This is a genomic window from Streptomyces sp. NPDC104307 (assembly GCF_055584045.1).
Genome location: NZ_JBVJMU010000006.1, coordinates 223,469 through 241,697 on the forward strand (window position 1 = coordinate 223,469; position 18,229 = coordinate 241,697).

Consider the following 18,229-nt stretch of genomic DNA (forward strand, 5'->3'; position numbering starts at 1 on the left):
GGTGGGCAGCTGGACCGCGACGGCCGCCGGCCGGCGGAGCCCGAACAGGCGCGTGCGGGGGATCACCCCGCACGCGCCCCCGGCCGTCAGGTCGTTACGGGACGAGCTTGAGCAGCTTCCGTTACGGGACGAGCTTGAGCAGCTTGTTCGGGGAGCCGGATCCGACGCCCGTCAGGACGCCCGAGGTCGCGCCGTTCACGAGCGCCGAGGCCACGGCCGCCGGGGAGGCGCCGGGGTGGTTCGTCAGGTAGACCGCTGCCGCGCCGGAGACGTGCGGGGCGGCGAAGGACGTGCCGTCGCCGGTGTAGGTGGCGGTGTCCGAGCTGTTCCAGCCGGCCGTGATGCCGGAGCCCGGCGCGAAGATGTCGACCGTCGAGCCGTAGTTCGAGTAGCTCGCGCGGGCGTCGGTCCGGGTCGTCGCGCCGACGGTGATCGCGGTGGCGACGCGGGCGGGGGAGTAATTGGCCGCCGGCGCACCGGAATTGCCCGCCGCGATGGAGTACGTGACCCCGGACGCGATGGACTTGCGCACCGCGTCGTCCAGCGTGGTGCTGGCACCGCCGCCGAGCGAGACGTTCGCGACGGACGAGGCGACGTGGTTGGCGGTGATCCAGTCGACCCCGGCGATGACCCCGGCGGTGGTACCGGAGCCGTCGTTGCCGAGGACGCGTACGGCGACGATCTTCGCCTTCTTCGCCACCCCGTAGGTGCTTCCCGCGACGGTCGTGGCCACATGGGTGCCGTGCCCGTAACCGTCCTGGGCGGTGGTGTCGTTGTCGACGAAGCCGTAGCCGTACGAGGCCCGGCCGCTGATCTCCTGGTGGGTGATGCGCACCCCGGTGTCCAGGACGTAGACGGTCGTGCCGCCGCCCGCCGAGTCCGGGTAGGTGTACGTGCCGCTCAGCGGCAGGTTCGGCTGGTCGATGCGGTCGAGGCCCCAGGGCGCGTTGCTCTGGGTGGCGGTCGCGTGGACCTTCTGGTCCTGCTCGACCGAGGCGACGGCCGGGTCGGCGGCCAGCCGCCTGGCCTCTGTGCCGCTGAGAGCCGCGGCGTAGCCGTTCAGCGCCGATGAGTAGGTGCGCTCGATCCGGCCGCCGTAGCCGGCTATGAGCTGCTTGCCCTGGGCCGCGGACGCCTTGAGCCCGGCCGACCGCTTCAGCGTGACGATGTAGCTTCCGGGTATCGCCTCCGCCGATCCGGCGTGCAGAACTCTGCCCTCCGGCGCGGCCGCCTGGGCGGGTAAGGCCGCACCGACCGCGGCCGCCAAGGCCACGGTCGTCGTCGTGGCGATCAACGCGGCGATCCGCCGCCGGGTGTTGCGCAGTGCTGCCATCGTGAGGTCCTCCTCGGACGGTGGCGCGAGGGGACCTCGCGCCATGGGGTGCGGTGTACGGGGTCCGTACGCAGCAACCGACGATGGCGGGGCGGATTCGGGCCGGGCAAGCGATCCCGGCATGCTGGCATGACCTCGTCACATCGTTGACGGTGCGTCAACGTGCCGCAACACACGGCAATACGTCCGTCTCGCGATGTGCACGTGTGCACGTTCGGCCCCCCTCCCGAGCCCACCGCGCCCCGGACCCGCAGGCGGGGCCTGCGGCCGTCCCGGGAGACCTTGGCCACATCGGGCTGGGAACAGGGATGCCGGGGGCACGCGCGGCTGTTGGTGAAAGGGAGACACCCTCCGCTTACGAACAGGACACCCCGTGACAGATGTGACCGCCGACCGTGCAGCAGACACCCTCTCCCGCCCGTTCGCCGTGCGCGGGCTCAGCTCCCGCAACCGGATCGCCATGGCACCGATGACCAGGCAGTTCTCCCCCGGCGGTGTACCGGGCCAGGATGTCGCGGACTACTACGCACGGCGGGCCGCCGGCGGTGTCGGGCTGATCGTCACCGAGGGCACCTACATCGACCACAGCTCGGCCGGCACCAGCGACCAGGTCCCCCGGTTCCACGGCGATGACGCCCTCGCGGGCTGGGCGCGGGTCGCGGACGCCGTGCACCGGGAGGGCGGCGCGATCATCCCGCAGCTGTGGCACGTGGGCGTCACCCGTACCGAGGGCGCCCCGCCGGTCGCGGACGCCGAGCCGGTCGGGCCCTCTGGCATCTCCCTGAACGGTGAGCCCAAGGGCCGCGCCATGACGCAGCAGGACCTCGACGACGTCATCGCCGCGTTCGCCTCTGCTGCCGCAGACGCCGAGCGGCTCGGCTTCGACGGCATCGAACTGCACGGCGCGCACGGCTACTTGATCGACCAGTTCCTGTGGTCCGGCAGCAACCGCCGCACCGACGCCTACGGCGGCGACCTCGTCGCACGGACCCGGTTCGCGGCGGAGATCGTCGCCGCCTGCCGCGCGGCCGTGTCCGACGCCTTCCCGATCGTCTTCCGCATGTCCCAGTGGAAGGCGGACGCCTACGAGGCGAAGCTCGCGCAGACGCCCGCAGAACTGGACGCCCTGCTCACTCCGTTGACCGAGGCCGGCGTCGACGTCTTCCACGCCTCCACCCGCCGCTACTGGCTGCCCGAGTTCGACGGCTCCGACCTGAACCTCGCCGGATGGGTGAAGAAGATCAGCGGCAGGCCGACGATCACGGTCGGCTCGGTCGGCCTGGACGGTGACTTCTTCGACGCCTTCCAGGGCAACAGCCCCACGGTCACCGGCATCGGGCAGCTGCTGGAGCGGATGGAGCGCGACGAGTTCGACATGGTCGCCGTCGGCCGGGGGCTGATCGGGGACCCCGAGTGGGCCGCGAAGACCCTCGCCGGCCGCACCGGTGACATCACGCCGTTCGACGCGGCGATGCTGCGCACCCTGCGCTGACCGACAACCGACACCCCACAGCCGACACCCCGCCCGGGACAGCCCTTAGGGTTGCCCGGGTGGGTGTCAGCGGGGAAGTGCGAGCGGGTACGGGTGACGTCGGTGAGCTGCCGAGGGCGGACCGGGGCGGTGAACCGGCCGCCCCGCCCTGGTGGCGGCGCCACCTCGTGCCGCTCGTCGCGGTCGCCGTCGTGGTGCCGCTGTACGTGTGGTGGGTGGCCGTCCTGGCCACCGGAGGCGGCGACCTGGCCGCGCAGCTCGCCTGGTCGGGGTTTACCGCCCGGCACCCGGGCTCCGCGTACAACCTCTCCTGGTACGGCGGGATCCACACCGCCGGGTACAGCGTCTTCTCCTCGTACCTGATGGCCTTCCTCGGGGTCCGCACGGTCTCGGTGGCCGCGGGGATCGCCGGATCGTGGTTCGTCGCCCTGCTGTTCGTCCGCACCGGGGTGCGCCGGCCGATCGCCCCGGCGGTGCTCGCCTCGCTGGCCCTGTGGTGCAACGTCGCCTCCGGGCGTACGACGTTCGCGCTGGGCGTCGCGATCGGGCTCGTCGCCTGCCTGTACGCGCACCGCACCGTGATCCCGCTCGCGGCCGGGGCGCTGGCGGCGATGGCCAGTCCGGTGGCGGGGCTGTTCCTCGTGGTCGCGGGGGCGGCGTACCTGCTGGACCGGCAGTGGCGCAAGGGCGCCGTCCTGATCGTCCCGTTCTTCGTCGTCGTGGGCGCGGTCGCGCTGCTCTTCCCCGGCGAGGGCGAACAGCCCATGAACCGGGGCCGGCTGTGGATGCCACTGATCATCTGCGCCGCGCTGGCCCTCGCGGCGCCGCCGGGCCGGCGGTGGCGCGTCCCGCGCTACGGCGCCGTGGTGTACGCGGTCGGCGTCGTCCTGGTCTTCCTCGTCGCCTCCCCGATCGGGACGAACGTGGAACGGCTCCTCGGTCTCGTCGCCGTCCCGGTACTCCTGGCGGCGCTCCTGGAGCTCGTCCGGAAGCGGAACTGGACGCGTACGGTCGTGATCGCCGTGGCCCTCGGGCTGTCCGCCAACTGGCTGGCCGACAAGACCCTGGACGATCTCCGGGTCTCCAACGACGTGCCCGCCTGGGCCGCCCGCACCGACGGCGTCGTCAACGAACTGCGCCGGCTCGGCGCCGACCGGACCCGGGTGGAGGTCGTCCCCGCCCGCAACCACCGCGAGGCGACCGTGCTGGCCCGTCACGTGAGCATGGCACGCGGCTGGAACCGGCAGCTCGACGTGGAACGCGGGCGCCTCTTCTACGACGGGACGCTGTCCCCGGCCACCTACCGCGCCTGGCTGGACCGCTGGGCCGTGGGGTACGTCGTGCTGCACCACGGGAAGCCCGACGGCCCCGCGGAGGCGGAGGCGGCCCTGGTGCGCGGCGGGCAGCCCTGGCTGCGGCGGGTGTGGCGGGACGACGGCTGGACCGTCTACCGGGTGCGCGACGCGGTCCCCCTGGTGCCGGCACCGGCCTCCGTGGTGAGCGGCGGCGAGGCAGAGCTGGTGGTCCGGGTACCGGAGTCGGGCTCGTTGACCGTACGGCTCGCGTACTCGCCGTGGCTGCGGGCGCGCGAGGTCGGCGGGCACGGCGCCGGCGGCTGCCTGCGGCAGAACGGTGATTGGACGGAGCTCACCGTGCCCAGGGGCGGCACCTACCGGCTGGACTCCGTCTACGGCCTTTCGCGGACCCGCGGCGGCTGCTGAACCGGGCCCACTGCCGTCCCGGGTGCGGCTGCTGAGCCGGGGTCCCCCGCCGTACCCGGGCACGGCTGCTGAACCGGGCCCACCGCCGTACCCGGGACGGTGAGATTTCGGCAACCACCCCGCAATGAAATATCGCGGAAACCTCCGGGTCCTCGTTACGAAACGCGCGCCGGTCACGCTCTCCGACAGCTCTTCGACAGCTCTCTGTCGCCCGACTGCCGACCGAACCGCACGCCGTACCGAGGAGGGACCTCCGAGTGACCCCCGTGACCCTGGCCGCGGCAGGCCTCGACACAGGCGACACCGCCTGGCTGCTGGCCGCCACCGCGCTCGTTCTGCTGATGACTCCGGGCCTGGCGCTGTTCTACGGCGGCATGGTCCGCACGAAGAGCGTCCTGAACATGCTGATGATGAGCTTCGTGTCGATCGCGCTGGTCACGGTCGTCTGGCTGCTCGCGGGCTACTCGCTGGCCTTCGACGGCGACGCGTTCGGCGGCCTGGTCGGCGGCCTCGGCCACCTGGGCATGGCGGGCATCGGCCCCGGCACGCTCACCGGCAGCGTCCCGACCCTGCTGTTCACCACCTTCCAGCTGACGTTCGCGATCGTCACCGCGGCGCTGATCAGCGGCGCGATCGCGGACCGTACGCGGTTCGCCGCCTGGCTGGTCTTCGTACCGGTGTGGACGCTGCTCGTATACGCTCCCGTCGCCCACTGGGTGTGGGGGCCCGGCGGCTGGATCAAGGACTCGCTGGGCGCGCTGGACTTCGCCGGCGGGCTGGTGGTGGAGATCGCGTCCGGGGCGTCCGGGCTTGCGCTGGCCCTGGTGGTCGGTCCGCGCATCGGGTTCAAGAAGGACGCGATGCGCCCGCACAACCTGCCCATGGTGATGCTCGGCGCCGGACTGCTCTGGTTCGGCTGGCTCGGCTTCAACGGCGGCTCGGCCCTGGGCGCCAACGGACTGGCGGCGGCCTCGATGCTCAACACGCTCGTCGCCGGCTGCACCGGACTGCTCGGCTGGCTCTTCGTCGAGCAGAAGCGCGACGGCCACCCCACCACGTTCGGCGCGGCTTCCGGCGCGGTCGCCGGGCTGGTGGCGATCACCCCCGCCTGCGGCACGGTCGGCATCGTGGGCGGTGCGGCGGTCGGGCTCACGGCCGGGGTCGTCTGCTCGTACGCCGTCGGGTGGAAGTTCCGTCTGGACTACGACGATTCGCTGGACGTGGTCGGCGTGCACTTCGTCGGCGGCATCGTGGGCACCCTGCTCGTCGGCCTGTTCGCGACCACCACGATGACCGGCGGACCGGAGGGGCTGTTCTACGGGGGCGGCGCGGCCCAGCTCGGCCGGCAGTCCGTCGCCGTCCTCGCCGTGGCGGCGTACACCTTCCTCATGACGTACGGGATCGGCAAGGCGATCGACCGGCTGATGGGCCTGCGGGCCTCCCCCGACCAGGAGCTCACCGGCCTCGACCAGACGCTGCACGCCGAGAGCGCCTACGACCACGGCGCCCTCGGCCACGGCGCGGCGCTCGCCAGCGACGGCCGCCCTAGGCCCGCTCAGCGGGCTCGTGAGTGATCAGGTCTCCCGGCTGACAGCCGAGGATCTCGCAGATCCTCGACAGGGTGGAGAAGCGGATGGCCTTGGCCCGCCCGTTCTTGAGCACGGACAGGTTGACGACGGTAATCCCCACCTGTGCGGACAGTTCGGTGAGCGTCATACCGCGCTCGACCAGCAGCCGGTCGAGGTGGATGCGGATCGAATGGATTTCGTCCTCGGGCATCAGACGGTCCCTTCGAGGTCCTCCCGCATGCGGACACCTTCGCGCATGATCTTCCCAAGGATCACACCCGCGAGGCCGGCGAGCACGAGAACCATCGGTCCGGACAGCTCGGGCCCCGACCCCACCACCGGCGCCATGGACCCCACGAGCCAGGAATGCGACCAGCCGACGACGAGCCCGGCGACCGGAGTGCCCACGGCGACGACCCAGCCGAGAGCGGTGAGCTGCCGGGCCACCGGCTCGGTGAACGGTCCCTGCTTCAGCACGGCCGTCAGCAGCCGGGAGAAGAGCAGCAGCGCTATCGCCCCGAACAGCAGCCAGGGCAGCTCGCCCCCGAGATCCGCCGCGCGCTGCCCCACGGAGGGGCTGTCCTGGCAGAGCCGGGTGAGGCTGCCCGACGCGTCCACGCCCTTCGCGACCGGCAGTCCCGGCGCCAGCCGGGCGTTGGCCCAGAAGCCCGTCTCCACGCAGACGGCCCCGTCGTCGAGCATGTGCGAGGCGCCGGTGCCGAGGAAGGCAAGGCCGCTGAGCACCGCCAGCCAGTGGGTCACCGAGGCCAGCACCTTCGTGAGCCGCGTGTTCATCGCATCCCCGATCCATCGAATATCGATATGCTCACCCTAGGGGAGCATATCGATAAACGACAAGTACATGGCGGGACGCGAACCCGGCCGCGACCCCGGCCGGAGCCGACGGGGTGCGCTAACGGCGTTGCAGCAGACCGCCGTTCATCGCGACGACCACCGCACGCGTACGGTCGTTGACGTCGAGCTTGGCGAAGATCCGCAGCAGGTGGGTCTTCACCGTGGCCTCCCCGATGAACAGCCGCCGGCCGATCTCCCCGTTGGACAGCCCGTCCGCGACCGCGTTCAGCACCTCGGCCTCGCGGGCGGTCAGCGTGACGGGCACCGGCCGGCGCATCTTGGCCACCAGCCGCTGGGCGACCCGGGGGGCCAGCACCGTCTCACCACGGGAGGCCGCGTGGATGGCGTCGACGAGCTGTTCGCGGGTGGCGTCCTTGAGCAGGTAGCCGGTGGCGCCCGCCTCGACGCCGCGTTCGATGTCCGCGTCGGTCTCGTACGTGGTCAGGATCAGGACGCGGGTGGACGTGGGGCCCGCGACGATCTCCGTGGTGGCGCCCACCCCGTCCAGGACCGGCATCCGCAGGTCGAGCAGGGCGACGTCCGGCCGGAGCAGCTCGACGAGCCGGACGGCCTCCCGGCCGTCGCCCGCCTCGCCGACGATCTCGACGGTGGGCTCGGAGCCCAGCAGGGCGACCAGACCCGCGCGCATCACGGTGTGGTCGTCGGCCAGGATGATGCGCAGCGGGGCGGCGACTGCCGAGGGGTCTGATGTCATGTCACACCTGGGACCTGTCGTTCGGAGGGATCGTGGCTAAGCCGTTCTGAGGGATCGTGGCTCAGCGGGATCGTGGCGAGGATGCGGGTGCCGTCACCGACCGAGCTGGTGACGGTGAGGCCGCCGCCGAACTCCGCGAGGCGCCGTCGCATGCCGTCGAGTCCGAAGCCGTGGGATTCCTCGACGACGAACCCGCGTCCGTCGTCGGTGATCTCCAGTTCCGCGCCTTCGGGCTGCCGGGCCAGGACGACGCCCACGGTGGAGGCGGCGGCGTGCTTGCGTATGTTGGCCAGCGACTCCTGGGTGCACCGCAGCAGCGCGATCCGGGTCGGCTGGTCGCACTCGATGTCCGCCAGCTCCGCCGTGACCGTGAGGCCGGTGTCCTCGGTGAAGCGGTCCAGGGTGCGGCGCAGCGTCGTGGCGACGGAGCCGGCCGCCACCCCGCTGCTGGGGGCGGCGCCGACCAGGACCCGGGCCTCCGCCAGGTTCTCCCGCGCGGTCTGCTCGATGGACTGGAGCTGCTGGGCGCTGCGTTCCACGTCCACCGCCAGCTGGGACCTGGCGGCCTCCGCCAGCACGATGATGGAGGCGAAGCCCTGGGCGAGGGTGTCGTGGATCTCCCGGGCGAGCCGTTCCCGTTCCTCTGCGGCGCCCTGGCGCTGGTACACCTCGGCCAGTTCGACCCGGGTGCTCTTCAACTCCGCCCGCAGCGCGGCCCGTTCGTCGCGCTGGGCCAGCGCCCGCGGAGTCAGGACCGCCATCACGACGGCGACGGCCCAGACCGCGAGGGAGGAGATCGTGTTGGTGAGGAACACCCCGCCCTGCCCGCCCTCCCGCAGACTGCCACCGATCGTGATCGCCGCGGCGCCGAGCCCCGTGAGGAGGATCGCGCCCCTCGGGCTGTCCGCGAAGACGATGAACTGCGTGAGCATCACGGTGTAGAACACCCCGAAGCCGTCCCCGAGGTACGAGACGCCTCCCAGCACCACGATCAGCACGCCCAGATATCCGTACGGGCCGAGCACCGGGTTGCCGGGGCGCAGCCGCACCAGCGCGTAGCAGAGGGCGAGCACGGCCATCAGCGCGAGCAGCCCGAGTTTCCGTCCCGGGGGCGTATCCCCCAGCAGGGTGATCAGGATGACCAGGGCGGCCAGCGCCCAGGACAGCGCCTCCCACCCGTGGAGCACCCAGATCCAGAACGGATCGCCGCGCTGCGGCCGTTGAAGCATGGCGGTCAGCGTACGGGGAGCACGGGCGGTGCGGCCGGGGCCGTGTTCTTCGTACGTGAAGGGCGCAGCGGGCGCCAGGCGCGGTCGCCCAGGAGCAGCAGCGCGGAGGGCAGGATCATCATCCGGATGATGACGGCGTCCAGCAGGACCGCCATCGCGAGGCAGAAGCCCATCTGCTTCATCTCGGTGAGGTGCAGGAAGACGAAGGCGGCGAACACCGTGACCATGACCAGCGCCGCGCTGGTGACCACCTTCGCGGACCGCTCGATGCCGTCGAGCACCGCCTCGCGGGCCGTCATCCCGTGGTCCATGGCCTCCTTGATCCGGCTGACGACGAAGACCTGGTAGTCCATCGACAGACCGAAGAGGATCACGAAGAGGAAGAGCGGCACCCGGGAGGCGATCGCGCCGAGGGAGTCGAAGTCCAGCAGGCTCTCGGCCCAGGTGCCCTGGAAGACCAGCACGAGCGCGCCGAGCGCGGCCGCCGCGGAGAGCAGGTTCAGTACGACGCCGATCAGGCCGATGACCGCGGAGCGGAAGGCCACCGCCGTCATCACGAAGGTCAGCAGGAGCAGGAAGCCGAGGACGAGCGGCAGCTTGTTCCGCTCGTGGTGCACGTAGTCCTGGCCTCGGGCCACATCACCGCTCACGGCCGTTTCCACGCCCGCGAGTCGGCCCACGGTGGACGGAATGTACTGGTCCCGCAGGTGGTCCAGTGAGGCGATCGCCTCGTCGGCGGGCGCCGGGTGCGGCACCTGCAGTTCCAGCACGCTGATCCGCCCGTCGTCGGAGGTCCGCAGCAGCGGCTCCGCGTTGTGCGCGAAGAGCGGGTCCGCCTGGGCCCGCCGCCCGAGCTCCAGCAGCGCCTTCCTGACCTCGGGTGCCTGGCCGGGGGCGGAGCGGGTCACCACCTCGTGCTTGACCAGGAGTTCGGGGAATTCGGCGGTGATCCGGTCGTAGACCCGCATGGCGGGGATGTCGCGGGAGAAGGTGTCCTTGCCCGGGTCGATGAGCTTGAGCCCCAGCGCGGGCGCCGCGACGGCGAGCATGACCAGCACGGACACGCACAGGGTGATCGCCGGGTGGCGCTGGGCGGGGCGCATGAGGGCGCCGAACACCCGGCCGTTCTCGGGCTTCGCGCGCTTCGTCACGGCGGGGGCGCCGCGCTCGGCGCGCCGGGCGGCCTTCCTGGCTCCACGCCGCTCCGCGCGGTGGCCGAGCTTCACCAGCAGGGCGGGCAGCACGGTGAGCGAGCTGATCACGGCGACGGCGACGACCAGGATGGTGCCGGTCGCCAGCGAGGAGAAGATGACGTCGGTGGCGAGGTACAGGGTGGCGGTGGAGACGATCACGGCGAGGCCGGAGACCACGATGGCGCGGCCCGCCGTCGCCGCCGCGAGCTCCACCAGCGCCTCCGGGCTCAACCGGCCTGCCGCGCGGGCCCGTTCCTCGCGTTCGCGCTTGAGGTAGAAGAGCGTGTAGTCGACGCCGACCGCGAGTCCGATGAGCAGGATCATGTTGGTGCCGACGCCGGGGTCGGGCATCAGGTGCGAGGCCAGCATGGCGAGGCCCATCGTGGCGGCGATCGAGGAGAGCGCCAGCAGCAGCGGCACACCCGCCATGACGACAGAGCCGAACACGATCAGCAGGATGACGAGCGTGACCGGCAGGGTGAGGCGTTCGGAGAGCGAGAGGTCCTTGCCGCGCTGGTCGTTGACGCCCTGGGAGATGGCGGGCGAACCGGACTCCTCCACGACCAGCCCCGGATGGGCGGCGGCCGCCTTCCCGGTGGCGTCGAGGAGCGGGGCGACGTTCTTCTTGGCGTCGAGCTCGGCGCCCTTCATCACCACGGTCACCCGGAGCGCCGTGCCGTCCTTCGAGCGGACCGGCGGCGCGACCTCGGCCACCTCGGGGAGAGCGGTCATCCGGGCGGTGACGTCGCGGGCGGCGGCGGTTGCCTCCGCGCCGTCCAGGGGGCCGGAGCCGGACCGGATCAGGATGTGCTCGGCGGGCCGGCGCTGGAGTCCGGCGTCGGTGGCCATCGACTCGGCGTGGCCGGCCTCACCGACCCAGAAGTCCTTGGTGGTGGCCGGGTTGTTGCCCGCCGTGATGCCCGCGCCGAGGCACAGCACCACGAAGACGAACCAGCCGACGATCGCTTTCCAGGGGTGCCGCGCACTCCAGCGGGCCATGCGTACGGGTCGTATTCTCATGCGGTAAATGCTCGTCCGCGGGGCCCCTCGCCCGGCAGCCCCGGCCGGTGGAACCCGTTGTCCACCGGTCGGTGGACAAGGCCCCGGGCAACGAGGCGCCGCGCGATCAGGGCGCCTTCACCTCCGCCCATACCGCCTTGCCGAACGGGATGTCCTCGACTCCCCAGGAACCGGGGCACAGCGCGTCAAGGATGATCAGGCCACGCCCACGATCGCGCTCATGGGATACGGGCCGGAGCCGGGGGCGTCGGCGTACCGGATCGTGTACCTCGACGCGCGTCCGGTTGTCGTCGGCGTCGAGCACGACGCGCACGGAGTCGCCGGGCTCGGTGCCGTAGCGGATCGAGTTGGTGACCAGCTCGCACGCGACCAGGACGACCGTCTCGACGTAGTCCTCGGATACACCCGGAACGTGGTACGAGACGAACTCACGCACGAAGTTCCTTGCGGCTGCGGCTGATTGAGGCTCGCCTGCGAGTAACAGAATGGGTGGCGGTCCAACGGGTGGTGCACAACATGCAGGCGAATCAGTCCACCACTGTTCGATCATGCGTGTCCCCTCACGGGTGGCCTTCGAAGCGCGTACGAGCTCGTCGCACACTCCAAGAAGTTGCGATCTTTCGTCACACCAGAGTGCTCGCTCAGCTACACATTGTGCAAGTCTAATCGCAGCACTATAGAAATTTACATCTATCGATAGGAGCTGAAACACCAGTGCGAAGTGCGCAGGTGACAGGCAATGAGCCGTCACGGCAGACTGTCGAGCAACCAGCAAAGGGGAGGGCAAAGAAGTGAGTGCGCCTACAGTGCGCCGTCGGCGCCTCGGTGCGAAGTTGCGCGCACTGCGCGGCGAACTCACCCTCGAAGAGGTCGCCGAGCGGTCCAAGGGCCAGTTCGTCTACTCGAAGCTTTCGAGAATCGAGACTGCTCGCAGCGCGTCCAAGGCCAAGGACATCGATGCCCTGCTCGACCTGTACGCCGAGGTCGGCCGCGAAGTGAGTGACGAACTGCGTGCGGCGCTGCTGACGCTCACCAAAGAGGGCGCCCAGCGCGGCTGGTGGCACTCGTACCGGGGCGTTCTCACGCCCGTGTACGAGGATCTGATCAGCCTGGAGACCGAGGCGGAATCGATCTCCGCATGGAATGTGGGGGCGATCCCCGGCCTGCTGCACACGGCCGAGTACGCCCGCGAGATCATTCACGCGACAGCGATGTCCGAGGCAGTCGAAGCACGCGTCGACGCTCTGGTCGAGGTACGTCTCGCGCGACAGGCAGTACTCACTCGCGAGGACCCGCTCGCGTTGTGGGCCATCATCTCCGAGGCCGCCCTGCGATCGACGTCGAACGTCGAGGGGCTGATGCGGGAGCAGTTGGGCCGACTACTCACCACGGGCAAGCGACCCAACATCAACCTCCAGGTACTGCCCTCCGACGCACCGTTGCATGTCGGGCAGCTGGGCAGCTTCACCATTCTGGGATTCGGCCCGCATGCCGACCTCGATGTCGTTCACACCGAGGGGTTGACCTCGGCCCTGTACGTCGAGGAGAGCGACAAGGTCGCCGCTCACCGGGACGCCTGGCAACGGCTGAGTTCCGCCGCGCTTTCCGTTGAGGCGTCGGCAGACCTCATCACAGAGATAAGGAAAAGCACATGAGCAACATCCACGACGCCTCCACCCTGCCCGTTACCTGGTGGAAGTCCTCGTACAGCGACACCGGGGCGCAGTGCGTCGAATGCGGCATCGTCGATGCCAGGACCGTCGCCGTCCGCGACAGCAAGGACCCGCACGGCCCCGCACTGCTGTTCTCGCGCACGGCCCTTTCGTCGTTTGCCGCTGCCGCCGGCGGGAGTCGGTTCGGCGCAGCGGAGTAGGCGCGACTCGACGCTCCACATGGGCGCCCGGCTGGAATCACCCGGCCGGGCGCTTCCGCGTGCGCCAGCGGTCCACCGTCAGAGCCGCTCCGCCAGCCGCGCCTTCGCCTGCGGCCACTCGTCCGCGAGCAGCGAGAAGTAGACCGTGTCGCGCCAACTGCCGTCCGGGCGGCGGCGGTGGCGTCGCAGCACCCCTTCGCGCTGGGCGCCGAGGCGCGCGATTGCCGCCTGGGAGCGCTCGTTGAGATGGTCGGTCTTCAACTGCACGCGGCCCATGCCGAGTTCCTCGAAGGCGTGGGTGAGCAGGAGCAGCTTGGTCTCGGTGTTGACGGCCGAGCGCCAGTACGCGCGCCCGTACCAGGTCGAGCCGATCTCCAGCCGCTCGTTGGCCACGTCGACGTCCATGTACGTGGTCCAGCCGATGGCCCGGCCGCTCTCGCGGTGGACGACGGCGAACGGGACGTAGACGCCCCGCTGTGCGGCCGCGAGCAGGGCCGTCAGCTTCTCGCCGAGCTCCTCCCGGGTGCGGGGGGCCGGTCCGCCCTGCCAGCGCCAGACCTCCTCGTCACCGCCGCCCGCGGCGAAGAGGTTGTCGAGGTGGTCCGGGGACAGCGGCTCCAGACGGACGTGGCGGCCGGTCAGGGTGACGGGAAGCGGAGGTGTGGCAGACATGCCGACACGATAACCCGGTTCGGACTAGTGAGAAAGTAAATATGTACTAGCGCAATAACCGGGTGGCTCTCGTTCACCGCCCCTTGCGCAGGGCCGCCGTCGCCGCCCGGATCGCGGGCAGCTCGCCGTACAGCGCCTCGCCCGGACAGGTCGTCTGGTACGCGTCGCGGTGGCCGGATATGACGTTCAGGACGGCGGCCGTGCCCTTCGGGTACCTGCTCGCGTCGTTCGTCGAGACCAGCCGCACCTTGCCGCGTGGATCGACGCCCGGCGCCAGCTTCCACGCGGCCACCTTCGCCAGTGCCCGCACCAGGACCGGCGGCACGGTGGTCCCGCTGCCGTAGTTGCCCAGCACCGCTATGCCCACGCTGTCGGCGTTGAAGCCCGTGGTGTGCGCGCCGCGCACCGAGCGCCGGATGCCGCCCGCCCGGCCCTCGTAGATCGTCCCGCACCGGTCGACGAGGAAGTTGTAGCCGATGTCGTCCCAGCCGTTGCCCTCGACGTGGGACTCCTCCACCGCCCGCAGCATCCGGGGCACATCCGCGCAGTCGTAGTCGTTGGACTCCCCGGTGTGGTGGATGAAGACCGCCCGCACCGGGCCCGTGTAGACCGCGGGCTCCCTGACCAGGTGCTCGTCCGCGTGCCAGGCCGTCCGGCTGACGATGGCCGGCTGCGGCACCCGGTACGGCACCGGGCGCGGCCGCTCGTGGGCGGCGGCCGACGTGGGCAGCGCGATCCGCACCGGGGCGTCCCGCAGCACCAGCAGGGTGAGCGGGAGGACCGCGGCGCCCAGCACTATTCGACGGGGCCACATGGGACCACCCTGCGGCCTCCCGGTCGCACCCGCAGATGCGCTGGCCGATCGGGTGAACCTTCCGGCACGCCCCCGCTCCGGTCCCGGCGTCCGGGGGCCCTGCGGAGCCCGGCACGCCCCCGTACGGCCCACACGATATTCTGGGGGTGAGCGGCGCCGGGAACGGCCGCCGCGCGGCGGTGGGGCCCGCCGTACCCGAACCGCGTCGCGCTCGTGAGCGCGACGCCAACGGTCCCTACTTGGCGACGAGCGCGCCCGCGTCCGGCGGGCGCCCCGGCAGGTAGGAGACGTGTGCCCACCAGAACCCTGAACCCACAGGCCCCGGTCGTCGCCGTGGTCGCGCTCGGCGGCGCGACCGGCGCGTGCGCCCGTTACGGGGCGTCGCTGCTCTGGCCCACCGGGGCCGGCGGGTTCCCGTGGACGACCCTCGTGGTCAACGTCATCGGCTGCGCGGTGATCGGCGTGTTCATGGTGGTGATCAGCGAGGTCTGGGCCGCCCACCGGCTGGTGCGGCCGTTCTTCGGTACGGGGGTGCTGGGCGGGTTCACCACCTTCTCCACCTACGCCGTGGACATCCAGCGCCTCGTCGACGGCGGCCGGGCCCGCAGCGGACTGGCGTATCTGGGACTGACACTGCTCGCGGCCCTCGCAGCGGTGTGGAGCGCGGTGTGGCTGACCCGCCGCGTGCTGGCGTGGAGGCAGACATGACGACATCGAGGACCGAGCGCGCCCTGCGGCTGACCGTCCTGGTCGGGGAGTCCGACGGCTGGCACCACCGGCCGGTCTACACCGAGATCGTGCACCGGGCGCACGCGGCGGGACTGGCGGGCGCCAGCGTGTTCCGGGGCATCGAGGGGTTCGGCGCCTCCTCGATGATCCACACCCAGCGGCTGCTCTCGCTGAGCGAGGACCTGCCGGTGGCGGTGGTGATCGTGGACGCCGAGGAGAAGGTGCGCGCGTTCCTGCCGCTGATCGAGGAGCTGACCGGCGACAGCCCGGTCATCCTGGACGCCTGCGAGCTGGTACGGCGCGGCGAACCGGAGGAGCCCCGGTGAACTGGCTCCTAGTGATCGCCGGCGCGGTCGTCGGCGCCCCGCTGCGCTACCTGACCGACCGGTCGGTGCAGTCCCGGCACGACACCGTCTTCCCCTGGGGGACGTTCACGGTGAACGTGACGGGCTGCCTGGTGCTGGGGGTGCTGACCGGCGCGGTGACGGCGGGGGCCGCCTCGTCCCACGTACAGCTGCTGCTCGGGACCGGGCTCTGCGGTGCGCTGACCACGTATTCGACCTTCAGCTACGAGACGCTGCGGCTGGCGGAGGACGGCGCCCGCTTCTACGCGGCGGCCAACGTGGTCGCGAGCGTGGTGGCGGGTCTGGGCGCGGTGTTCGTCGGCGTCACGCTCGCGGAGGCGCTCTGGAGCTGACCGCCGAGGGACGTACGACGCGCCTGGGCCCGGCTCCCTCTCGGGGGCCGGGCCCAGGCGGTGGTGCGGGCGGCGTGGCTCAGGCGTCCGGTCCGGGCGTCCCCAGCGCGGCCGAGGCGGCCTCCATGGGGCTGAGCTCCACCGGAGCGGCGGGCGCGGGCACGGGCCGGCAGGTGAAGCCGAGACGCCCGAGCGCCCTGGTCACCTCCGCGGCCGTGAAATCGCGGCGGTCCTGCCGGGTGATCACCTCACCCACCTGCTTGACCGGGTAGACCCGACGGCTGATGATCACCGATTCCCCGGTGACGGGTTCGGGCTTGATGCCCTTCATCGCTTCCTCGACCTCGGGCTTGAACAGGTCGAACGGAAAGCGGGCGATGACGCAGCGCATAGTGCCTCAACGGGGTCGGGGAGCGGAACGGAACGGGAACGCGGGTATCGGTCAGGCGGCACGGTCGCCGGAGGACCGGCGCGGTGCGCCGCCGCCCCGCGACGAGGAGGCGGACGCCGACGACGCGGTGCGCCGGGCCTGGGCCGGGCGGCTGCGCCGGCCCCGGGAGGAGGACCCGCCCTTGGGCCGCTCGGAGACCGGCGAGGTGATGACGACGGGCACGCCGGAGGGCGCCTGCGCACCGGTGATCCGGCTGAGCTCGGCCTCGCCGGAGCGGACCTGGGCGATCTGCGGGGTGATCCCGGCGTCGGACATCAGGCGCGTCATCTCGCGGCGCTGGTTGGGCAGCACCAGCGTGACGACACTGCCGGACTCCCCGGCGCGGGCGGTGCGGCCGCCCCGGTGCAGGTAGTCCTTGTGGTCGCTCGGCGGGTCCACGTTGACGACAAGGTCGAGGTTGTCGACGTGGATGCCGCGGGCCGCGACGTTGGTGGCGACCAGCACCGTGACGTGCCCGGTCTTGAACCGGGTCAGGGTGCGGGTGCGCTGCGGCTGCGACTTGCCGCCGTGCAGCGCCGCCGCCCTGACCCCGCTGTTCAGCAGGTGGTCGGTGAGCTTGTCCACCGCGTGCTTGGTGTCCAGGAACATGATCACGCGGCCGTCGCGGGCGGCGATCTCCGTCGTGGTGGCGTACTTGTCGGCGCCGTGCACGTAGAGCACGTGGTGCTCCATCGTGGTGACGGCACCGGCGGCCGGGTCGACCGAGTGGACGACCGGGTCGTGCAGGTAGCGGCGCACCAGCAGGTCGACGTTACGGTCCAGGGTGGCCGAGAACAGCATCCGCTGGCCCCCCGCCTGCACCTGGTCGAGCAGCTCGGTGACCTGCGGCATGAAGCCCATGTCGGCCATCTGGTCGGCCTCGTCCAGGACGGTGATGGAGACCCGGTCCAGCGAGCAGTCGCCGCGCTCGATCAGGTCCTTCAGCCGGCCAGGAGTGGCGACGACGACCTCGGAGCCGCCGCGCAGCGCCGCGGACTGCCGGCCGATCGACATACCGCCGACGACGGTGGCCAGCCGCAGCTTGAGCGAGCGGGCGTACGGGGTGAGCGCGTCGGTGACCTGCTGGGCCAGTTCCCGGGTGGGGACGAGCACCAGGGCCAGCGGGCGCCTGGCGTCGGCGCGGCGCCCCTCGATACGGGCCAGCAGGGCCAGACCGAAGGCGAGCGTCTTGCCGGAGCCGGTACGGCCCCGGCCCAGCACGTCACGGCCGGCCAGCGAGTTCGGCAGCGTGGCCGCCTGGATCGGGAACGGCATCGTGACGCCTTGGGCGGCGAGCGCCGAGAGCAGCGCCGCCGGCATCTCCAGATCGGCGAAGGCCTCCACGGCCGGCAGCGCCGGGGTGATGGTCGTCGGCAGGGCGAACTCGCCCTGCTTGGCGGCGGGCCTGCGGCCGTAACCGCCGCCACCGGAGCGCTGGGCCGGGGCGCCGAAGCGGCCCTGGCCGCCCTGGCGGCTCGGGGCCTGCGAGCGGAAGCCGCCTCCCGAACGGGAACCGCCGGAAGTGCGGGAGAAACGGTCATTCGAGCGGGGTGTGCGGTCGCGGTTCATAGGAACCCTCCCTCGATATGGCGCGTATCGAGGAATTCATTGCGGCGACGAGCGGCACAAGAATCGCAAGAACGGGCCGTTGGCATACGTGGACGAAGCCCGGCAGCCGGTCTTGAGCCGATACGGGCCCGGCCGAACCGGGTCCGGTGCTTCGCAATGACGGGGACGAGCGGGCCGCTGTGCGGTCCCACAGGTCGTGTCACGGGGCCCCGGCGGGCCGGTGTTCCGGTCCGGGAGCCATGGCGGATCGTCCGCCGAATGGTGAAGATCGTGGCCCGGGGGCCTGCCCGGCAGCTCGTGGCGGTCGTACACCGGCACG

At 71.5% G+C, this 18,229-nt stretch carries 19 protein-coding genes; 8 read left to right on the plus strand and 11 right to left on the minus strand.

Going from position 1 to position 18,229, the window contains the following annotated elements; all coding sequences use genetic code 11:
- Positions 1-121: 121 nt before the first annotated feature.
- Positions 122-1,333 (minus strand): S8 family peptidase, encoded by a 1,212-nt coding sequence (locus tag ACZ601_RS18375; protein WP_469539502.1) that lies wholly within the window; start codon positions 1,331-1,333, stop codon positions 122-124.
- A 373-nt stretch (positions 1,334-1,706) separates the two neighbouring features.
- Here ACZ601_RS18375 and ACZ601_RS18380 point away from each other — a divergent pair, with 373 nt between their 5' ends.
- From ACZ601_RS18380 to ACZ601_RS18390, 3 genes are all read left to right on the plus strand, one after another.
- Positions 1,707-2,825 carry an NADH:flavin oxidoreductase gene (locus ACZ601_RS18380; protein ID WP_469538989.1) on the plus strand — a complete coding sequence of 373 codons (1,119 nt, stop codon included), beginning with the start codon at positions 1,707-1,709 and terminating at the stop codon, positions 2,823-2,825.
- Between the two features lie 167 nt (positions 2,826-2,992).
- The gene (locus tag ACZ601_RS18385; RefSeq protein ID WP_469539504.1) at positions 2,993-4,546 is read left to right on the plus strand and encodes a hypothetical protein; all 1,554 of its coding nucleotides are present in this window, start codon (positions 2,993-2,995) and stop codon (positions 4,544-4,546) included.
- Positions 4,547-4,803: 257 nt separating this feature from the next.
- The gene (locus ACZ601_RS18390) at positions 4,804-6,120 is read left to right on the plus strand and encodes an ammonium transporter (protein ID WP_469538991.1); all 1,317 of its coding nucleotides are present in this window, start codon (positions 4,804-4,806) and stop codon (positions 6,118-6,120) included.
- On the opposite strand, the gene ACZ601_RS18395 is transcribed toward ACZ601_RS18390, so the two are convergent.
- The 6 genes from ACZ601_RS18395 to ACZ601_RS18420 form a co-directional block, all read right to left on the minus strand.
- The gene (locus ACZ601_RS18395) at positions 6,092-6,325 is read right to left on the minus strand and encodes a helix-turn-helix domain-containing protein (RefSeq protein WP_073733446.1); all 234 of its coding nucleotides are present in this window, start codon (positions 6,323-6,325) and stop codon (positions 6,092-6,094) included. The two genes, ACZ601_RS18390 and ACZ601_RS18395, sit on opposite strands and share 29 nt — an antisense overlap.
- A complete protein-coding gene (locus ACZ601_RS18400; protein ID WP_469538994.1) occupies positions 6,325-6,909 on the minus strand; it encodes a DUF2975 domain-containing protein in 585 nt (194 codons plus the stop codon). The genes ACZ601_RS18395 and ACZ601_RS18400 overlap by 1 nt, the downstream gene beginning before the upstream one ends.
- A 118-nt stretch (positions 6,910-7,027) precedes the next feature.
- Positions 7,028-7,684, minus strand: a complete 657-nt coding sequence (locus tag ACZ601_RS18405) for a response regulator (protein WP_469538997.1) — start codon at positions 7,682-7,684, stop codon at positions 7,028-7,030.
- Positions 7,681-8,913, minus strand: a complete 1,233-nt coding sequence (locus ACZ601_RS18410) for a sensor histidine kinase (protein ID WP_469538999.1) — start codon at positions 8,911-8,913, stop codon at positions 7,681-7,683. Before ACZ601_RS18410 ends, ACZ601_RS18405 begins: the two co-directional genes overlap by 4 nt.
- Positions 8,914-8,918: 5 nt before the next feature.
- Positions 8,919-11,126 (minus strand): MMPL family transporter, encoded by a 2,208-nt coding sequence (locus tag ACZ601_RS18415; RefSeq protein WP_469539001.1) that lies wholly within the window; start codon positions 11,124-11,126, stop codon positions 8,919-8,921.
- Positions 11,127-11,232: 106 nt separating this feature from the next.
- Positions 11,233-11,676 carry an ATP-binding protein gene (locus ACZ601_RS18420; RefSeq protein WP_469539004.1) on the minus strand — a complete coding sequence of 148 codons (444 nt, stop codon included), beginning with the start codon at positions 11,674-11,676 and terminating at the stop codon, positions 11,233-11,235.
- 241 nt (positions 11,677-11,917) lie between these two features.
- Here ACZ601_RS18420 and ACZ601_RS18425 point away from each other — a divergent pair, with 241 nt between their 5' ends.
- Both ACZ601_RS18425 and ACZ601_RS18430 read left to right on the plus strand, forming a co-directional pair.
- Positions 11,918-12,781: a helix-turn-helix domain-containing protein gene (locus ACZ601_RS18425; RefSeq protein WP_469539007.1), complete on the plus strand. Its 864-nt coding sequence runs from the start codon at positions 11,918-11,920 to the stop codon at positions 12,779-12,781.
- Positions 12,778-12,999 (plus strand): DUF397 domain-containing protein, encoded by a 222-nt coding sequence (locus tag ACZ601_RS18430; RefSeq protein WP_469539010.1) that lies wholly within the window; start codon positions 12,778-12,780, stop codon positions 12,997-12,999. Before ACZ601_RS18425 ends, ACZ601_RS18430 begins: the two co-directional genes overlap by 4 nt.
- Positions 13,000-13,077: 78 nt before the next feature.
- On the opposite strand, the gene ACZ601_RS18435 is transcribed toward ACZ601_RS18430, so the two are convergent.
- The gene (locus ACZ601_RS18435; protein WP_469539013.1) at positions 13,078-13,671 is read right to left on the minus strand and encodes a GNAT family N-acetyltransferase; all 594 of its coding nucleotides are present in this window, start codon (positions 13,669-13,671) and stop codon (positions 13,078-13,080) included.
- A 73-nt stretch (positions 13,672-13,744) separates the two neighbouring features.
- On the minus strand, positions 13,745-14,485 hold the full coding sequence (locus tag ACZ601_RS18440) for a peptidoglycan recognition protein family protein (protein ID WP_469539016.1): 741 nt from the start codon (positions 14,483-14,485) through the stop codon (positions 13,745-13,747).
- Between the two features lie 291 nt (positions 14,486-14,776).
- On the opposite strand from ACZ601_RS18440, the gene crcB (ACZ601_RS18445) reads away from it, so the two are divergent.
- Genes crcB (ACZ601_RS18445) through crcB (ACZ601_RS18455) form a run of 3 tightly spaced genes read left to right on the plus strand, consistent with a single transcriptional unit; the run spans position 14,777 to position 15,911 of the window.
- Positions 14,777-15,193 (plus strand): fluoride efflux transporter CrcB, encoded by a 417-nt coding sequence (gene crcB / locus ACZ601_RS18445; RefSeq protein WP_469539019.1) that lies wholly within the window; start codon positions 14,777-14,779, stop codon positions 15,191-15,193.
- Complete coding sequence (locus ACZ601_RS18450) at positions 15,190-15,540, plus strand: DUF190 domain-containing protein (RefSeq protein ID WP_024492021.1); 351 nt, start codon at positions 15,190-15,192, stop codon at positions 15,538-15,540. Before crcB (ACZ601_RS18445) ends, ACZ601_RS18450 begins: the two co-directional genes overlap by 4 nt.
- On the plus strand, positions 15,537-15,911 hold the full coding sequence (gene crcB, locus ACZ601_RS18455) for a fluoride efflux transporter CrcB (RefSeq protein ID WP_469539022.1): 375 nt from the start codon (positions 15,537-15,539) through the stop codon (positions 15,909-15,911). The genes ACZ601_RS18450 and crcB (ACZ601_RS18455) overlap by 4 nt, the downstream gene beginning before the upstream one ends.
- 79 nt (positions 15,912-15,990) lie before the next feature.
- Here crcB (ACZ601_RS18455) and ACZ601_RS18460 read toward each other — a convergent pair whose 3' ends face one another.
- Both ACZ601_RS18460 and ACZ601_RS18465 read right to left on the minus strand, forming a co-directional pair.
- Entirely contained in the window at positions 15,991-16,302 is a 312-nt protein-coding gene (locus tag ACZ601_RS18460; RefSeq protein ID WP_440574082.1) for an SCO5918 family protein, read from the minus strand.
- 51 nt (positions 16,303-16,353) lie between these two features.
- Positions 16,354-17,910 carry a DEAD/DEAH box helicase gene (locus ACZ601_RS18465; RefSeq protein WP_469539024.1) on the minus strand — a complete coding sequence of 519 codons (1,557 nt, stop codon included), beginning with the start codon at positions 17,908-17,910 and terminating at the stop codon, positions 16,354-16,356.
- Positions 17,911-18,229 lie beyond the last annotated feature (319 nt).

Bases quoted from the DNA above. Each gene is read 5' to 3' on its own strand.
- ACZ601_RS18405 (WP_469538997.1), bottom strand. From the start codon at position 7,684: ATGACATCAGACCCCTCGGCAGTCGCCGCCCCGCTGCGCATCATCCTG.
- ACZ601_RS18410 (WP_469538999.1), bottom strand. From the start codon at position 8,913: ATGCTTCAACGGCCGCAGCGCGGCGATCCGTTCTGGATCTGGGTGCTC.
- ACZ601_RS18395 (WP_073733446.1), bottom strand. From the start codon at position 6,325: ATGCCCGAGGACGAAATCCATTCGATCCGCATCCACCTCGACCGGCTG.
- ACZ601_RS18430 (WP_469539010.1), top strand. From the start codon at position 12,778: ATGAGCAACATCCACGACGCCTCCACCCTGCCCGTTACCTGGTGGAAG.
- ACZ601_RS18440 (WP_469539016.1), bottom strand. From the start codon at position 14,485: ATGTGGCCCCGTCGAATAGTGCTGGGCGCCGCGGTCCTCCCGCTCACC.
- ACZ601_RS18415 (WP_469539001.1), bottom strand. From the start codon at position 11,126: ATGAGAATACGACCCGTACGCATGGCCCGCTGGAGTGCGCGGCACCCC.
- ACZ601_RS18450 (WP_024492021.1), top strand. From the start codon at position 15,190: ATGACGACATCGAGGACCGAGCGCGCCCTGCGGCTGACCGTCCTGGTC.
- ACZ601_RS18375 (WP_469539502.1), bottom strand. From the start codon at position 1,333: ATGGCAGCACTGCGCAACACCCGGCGGCGGATCGCCGCGTTGATCGCC.
- ACZ601_RS18400 (WP_469538994.1), bottom strand. From the start codon at position 6,909: ATGAACACGCGGCTCACGAAGGTGCTGGCCTCGGTGACCCACTGGCTG.
- ACZ601_RS18435 (WP_469539013.1), bottom strand. From the start codon at position 13,671: ATGTCTGCCACACCTCCGCTTCCCGTCACCCTGACCGGCCGCCACGTC.
- ACZ601_RS18460 (WP_440574082.1), bottom strand. From the start codon at position 16,302: ATGCGCTGCGTCATCGCCCGCTTTCCGTTCGACCTGTTCAAGCCCGAG.
- ACZ601_RS18465 (WP_469539024.1), bottom strand. From the start codon at position 17,910: ATGAACCGCGACCGCACACCCCGCTCGAATGACCGTTTCTCCCGCACT.
- ACZ601_RS18420 (WP_469539004.1), bottom strand. From the start codon at position 11,676: ATGATCGAACAGTGGTGGACTGATTCGCCTGCATGTTGTGCACCACCC.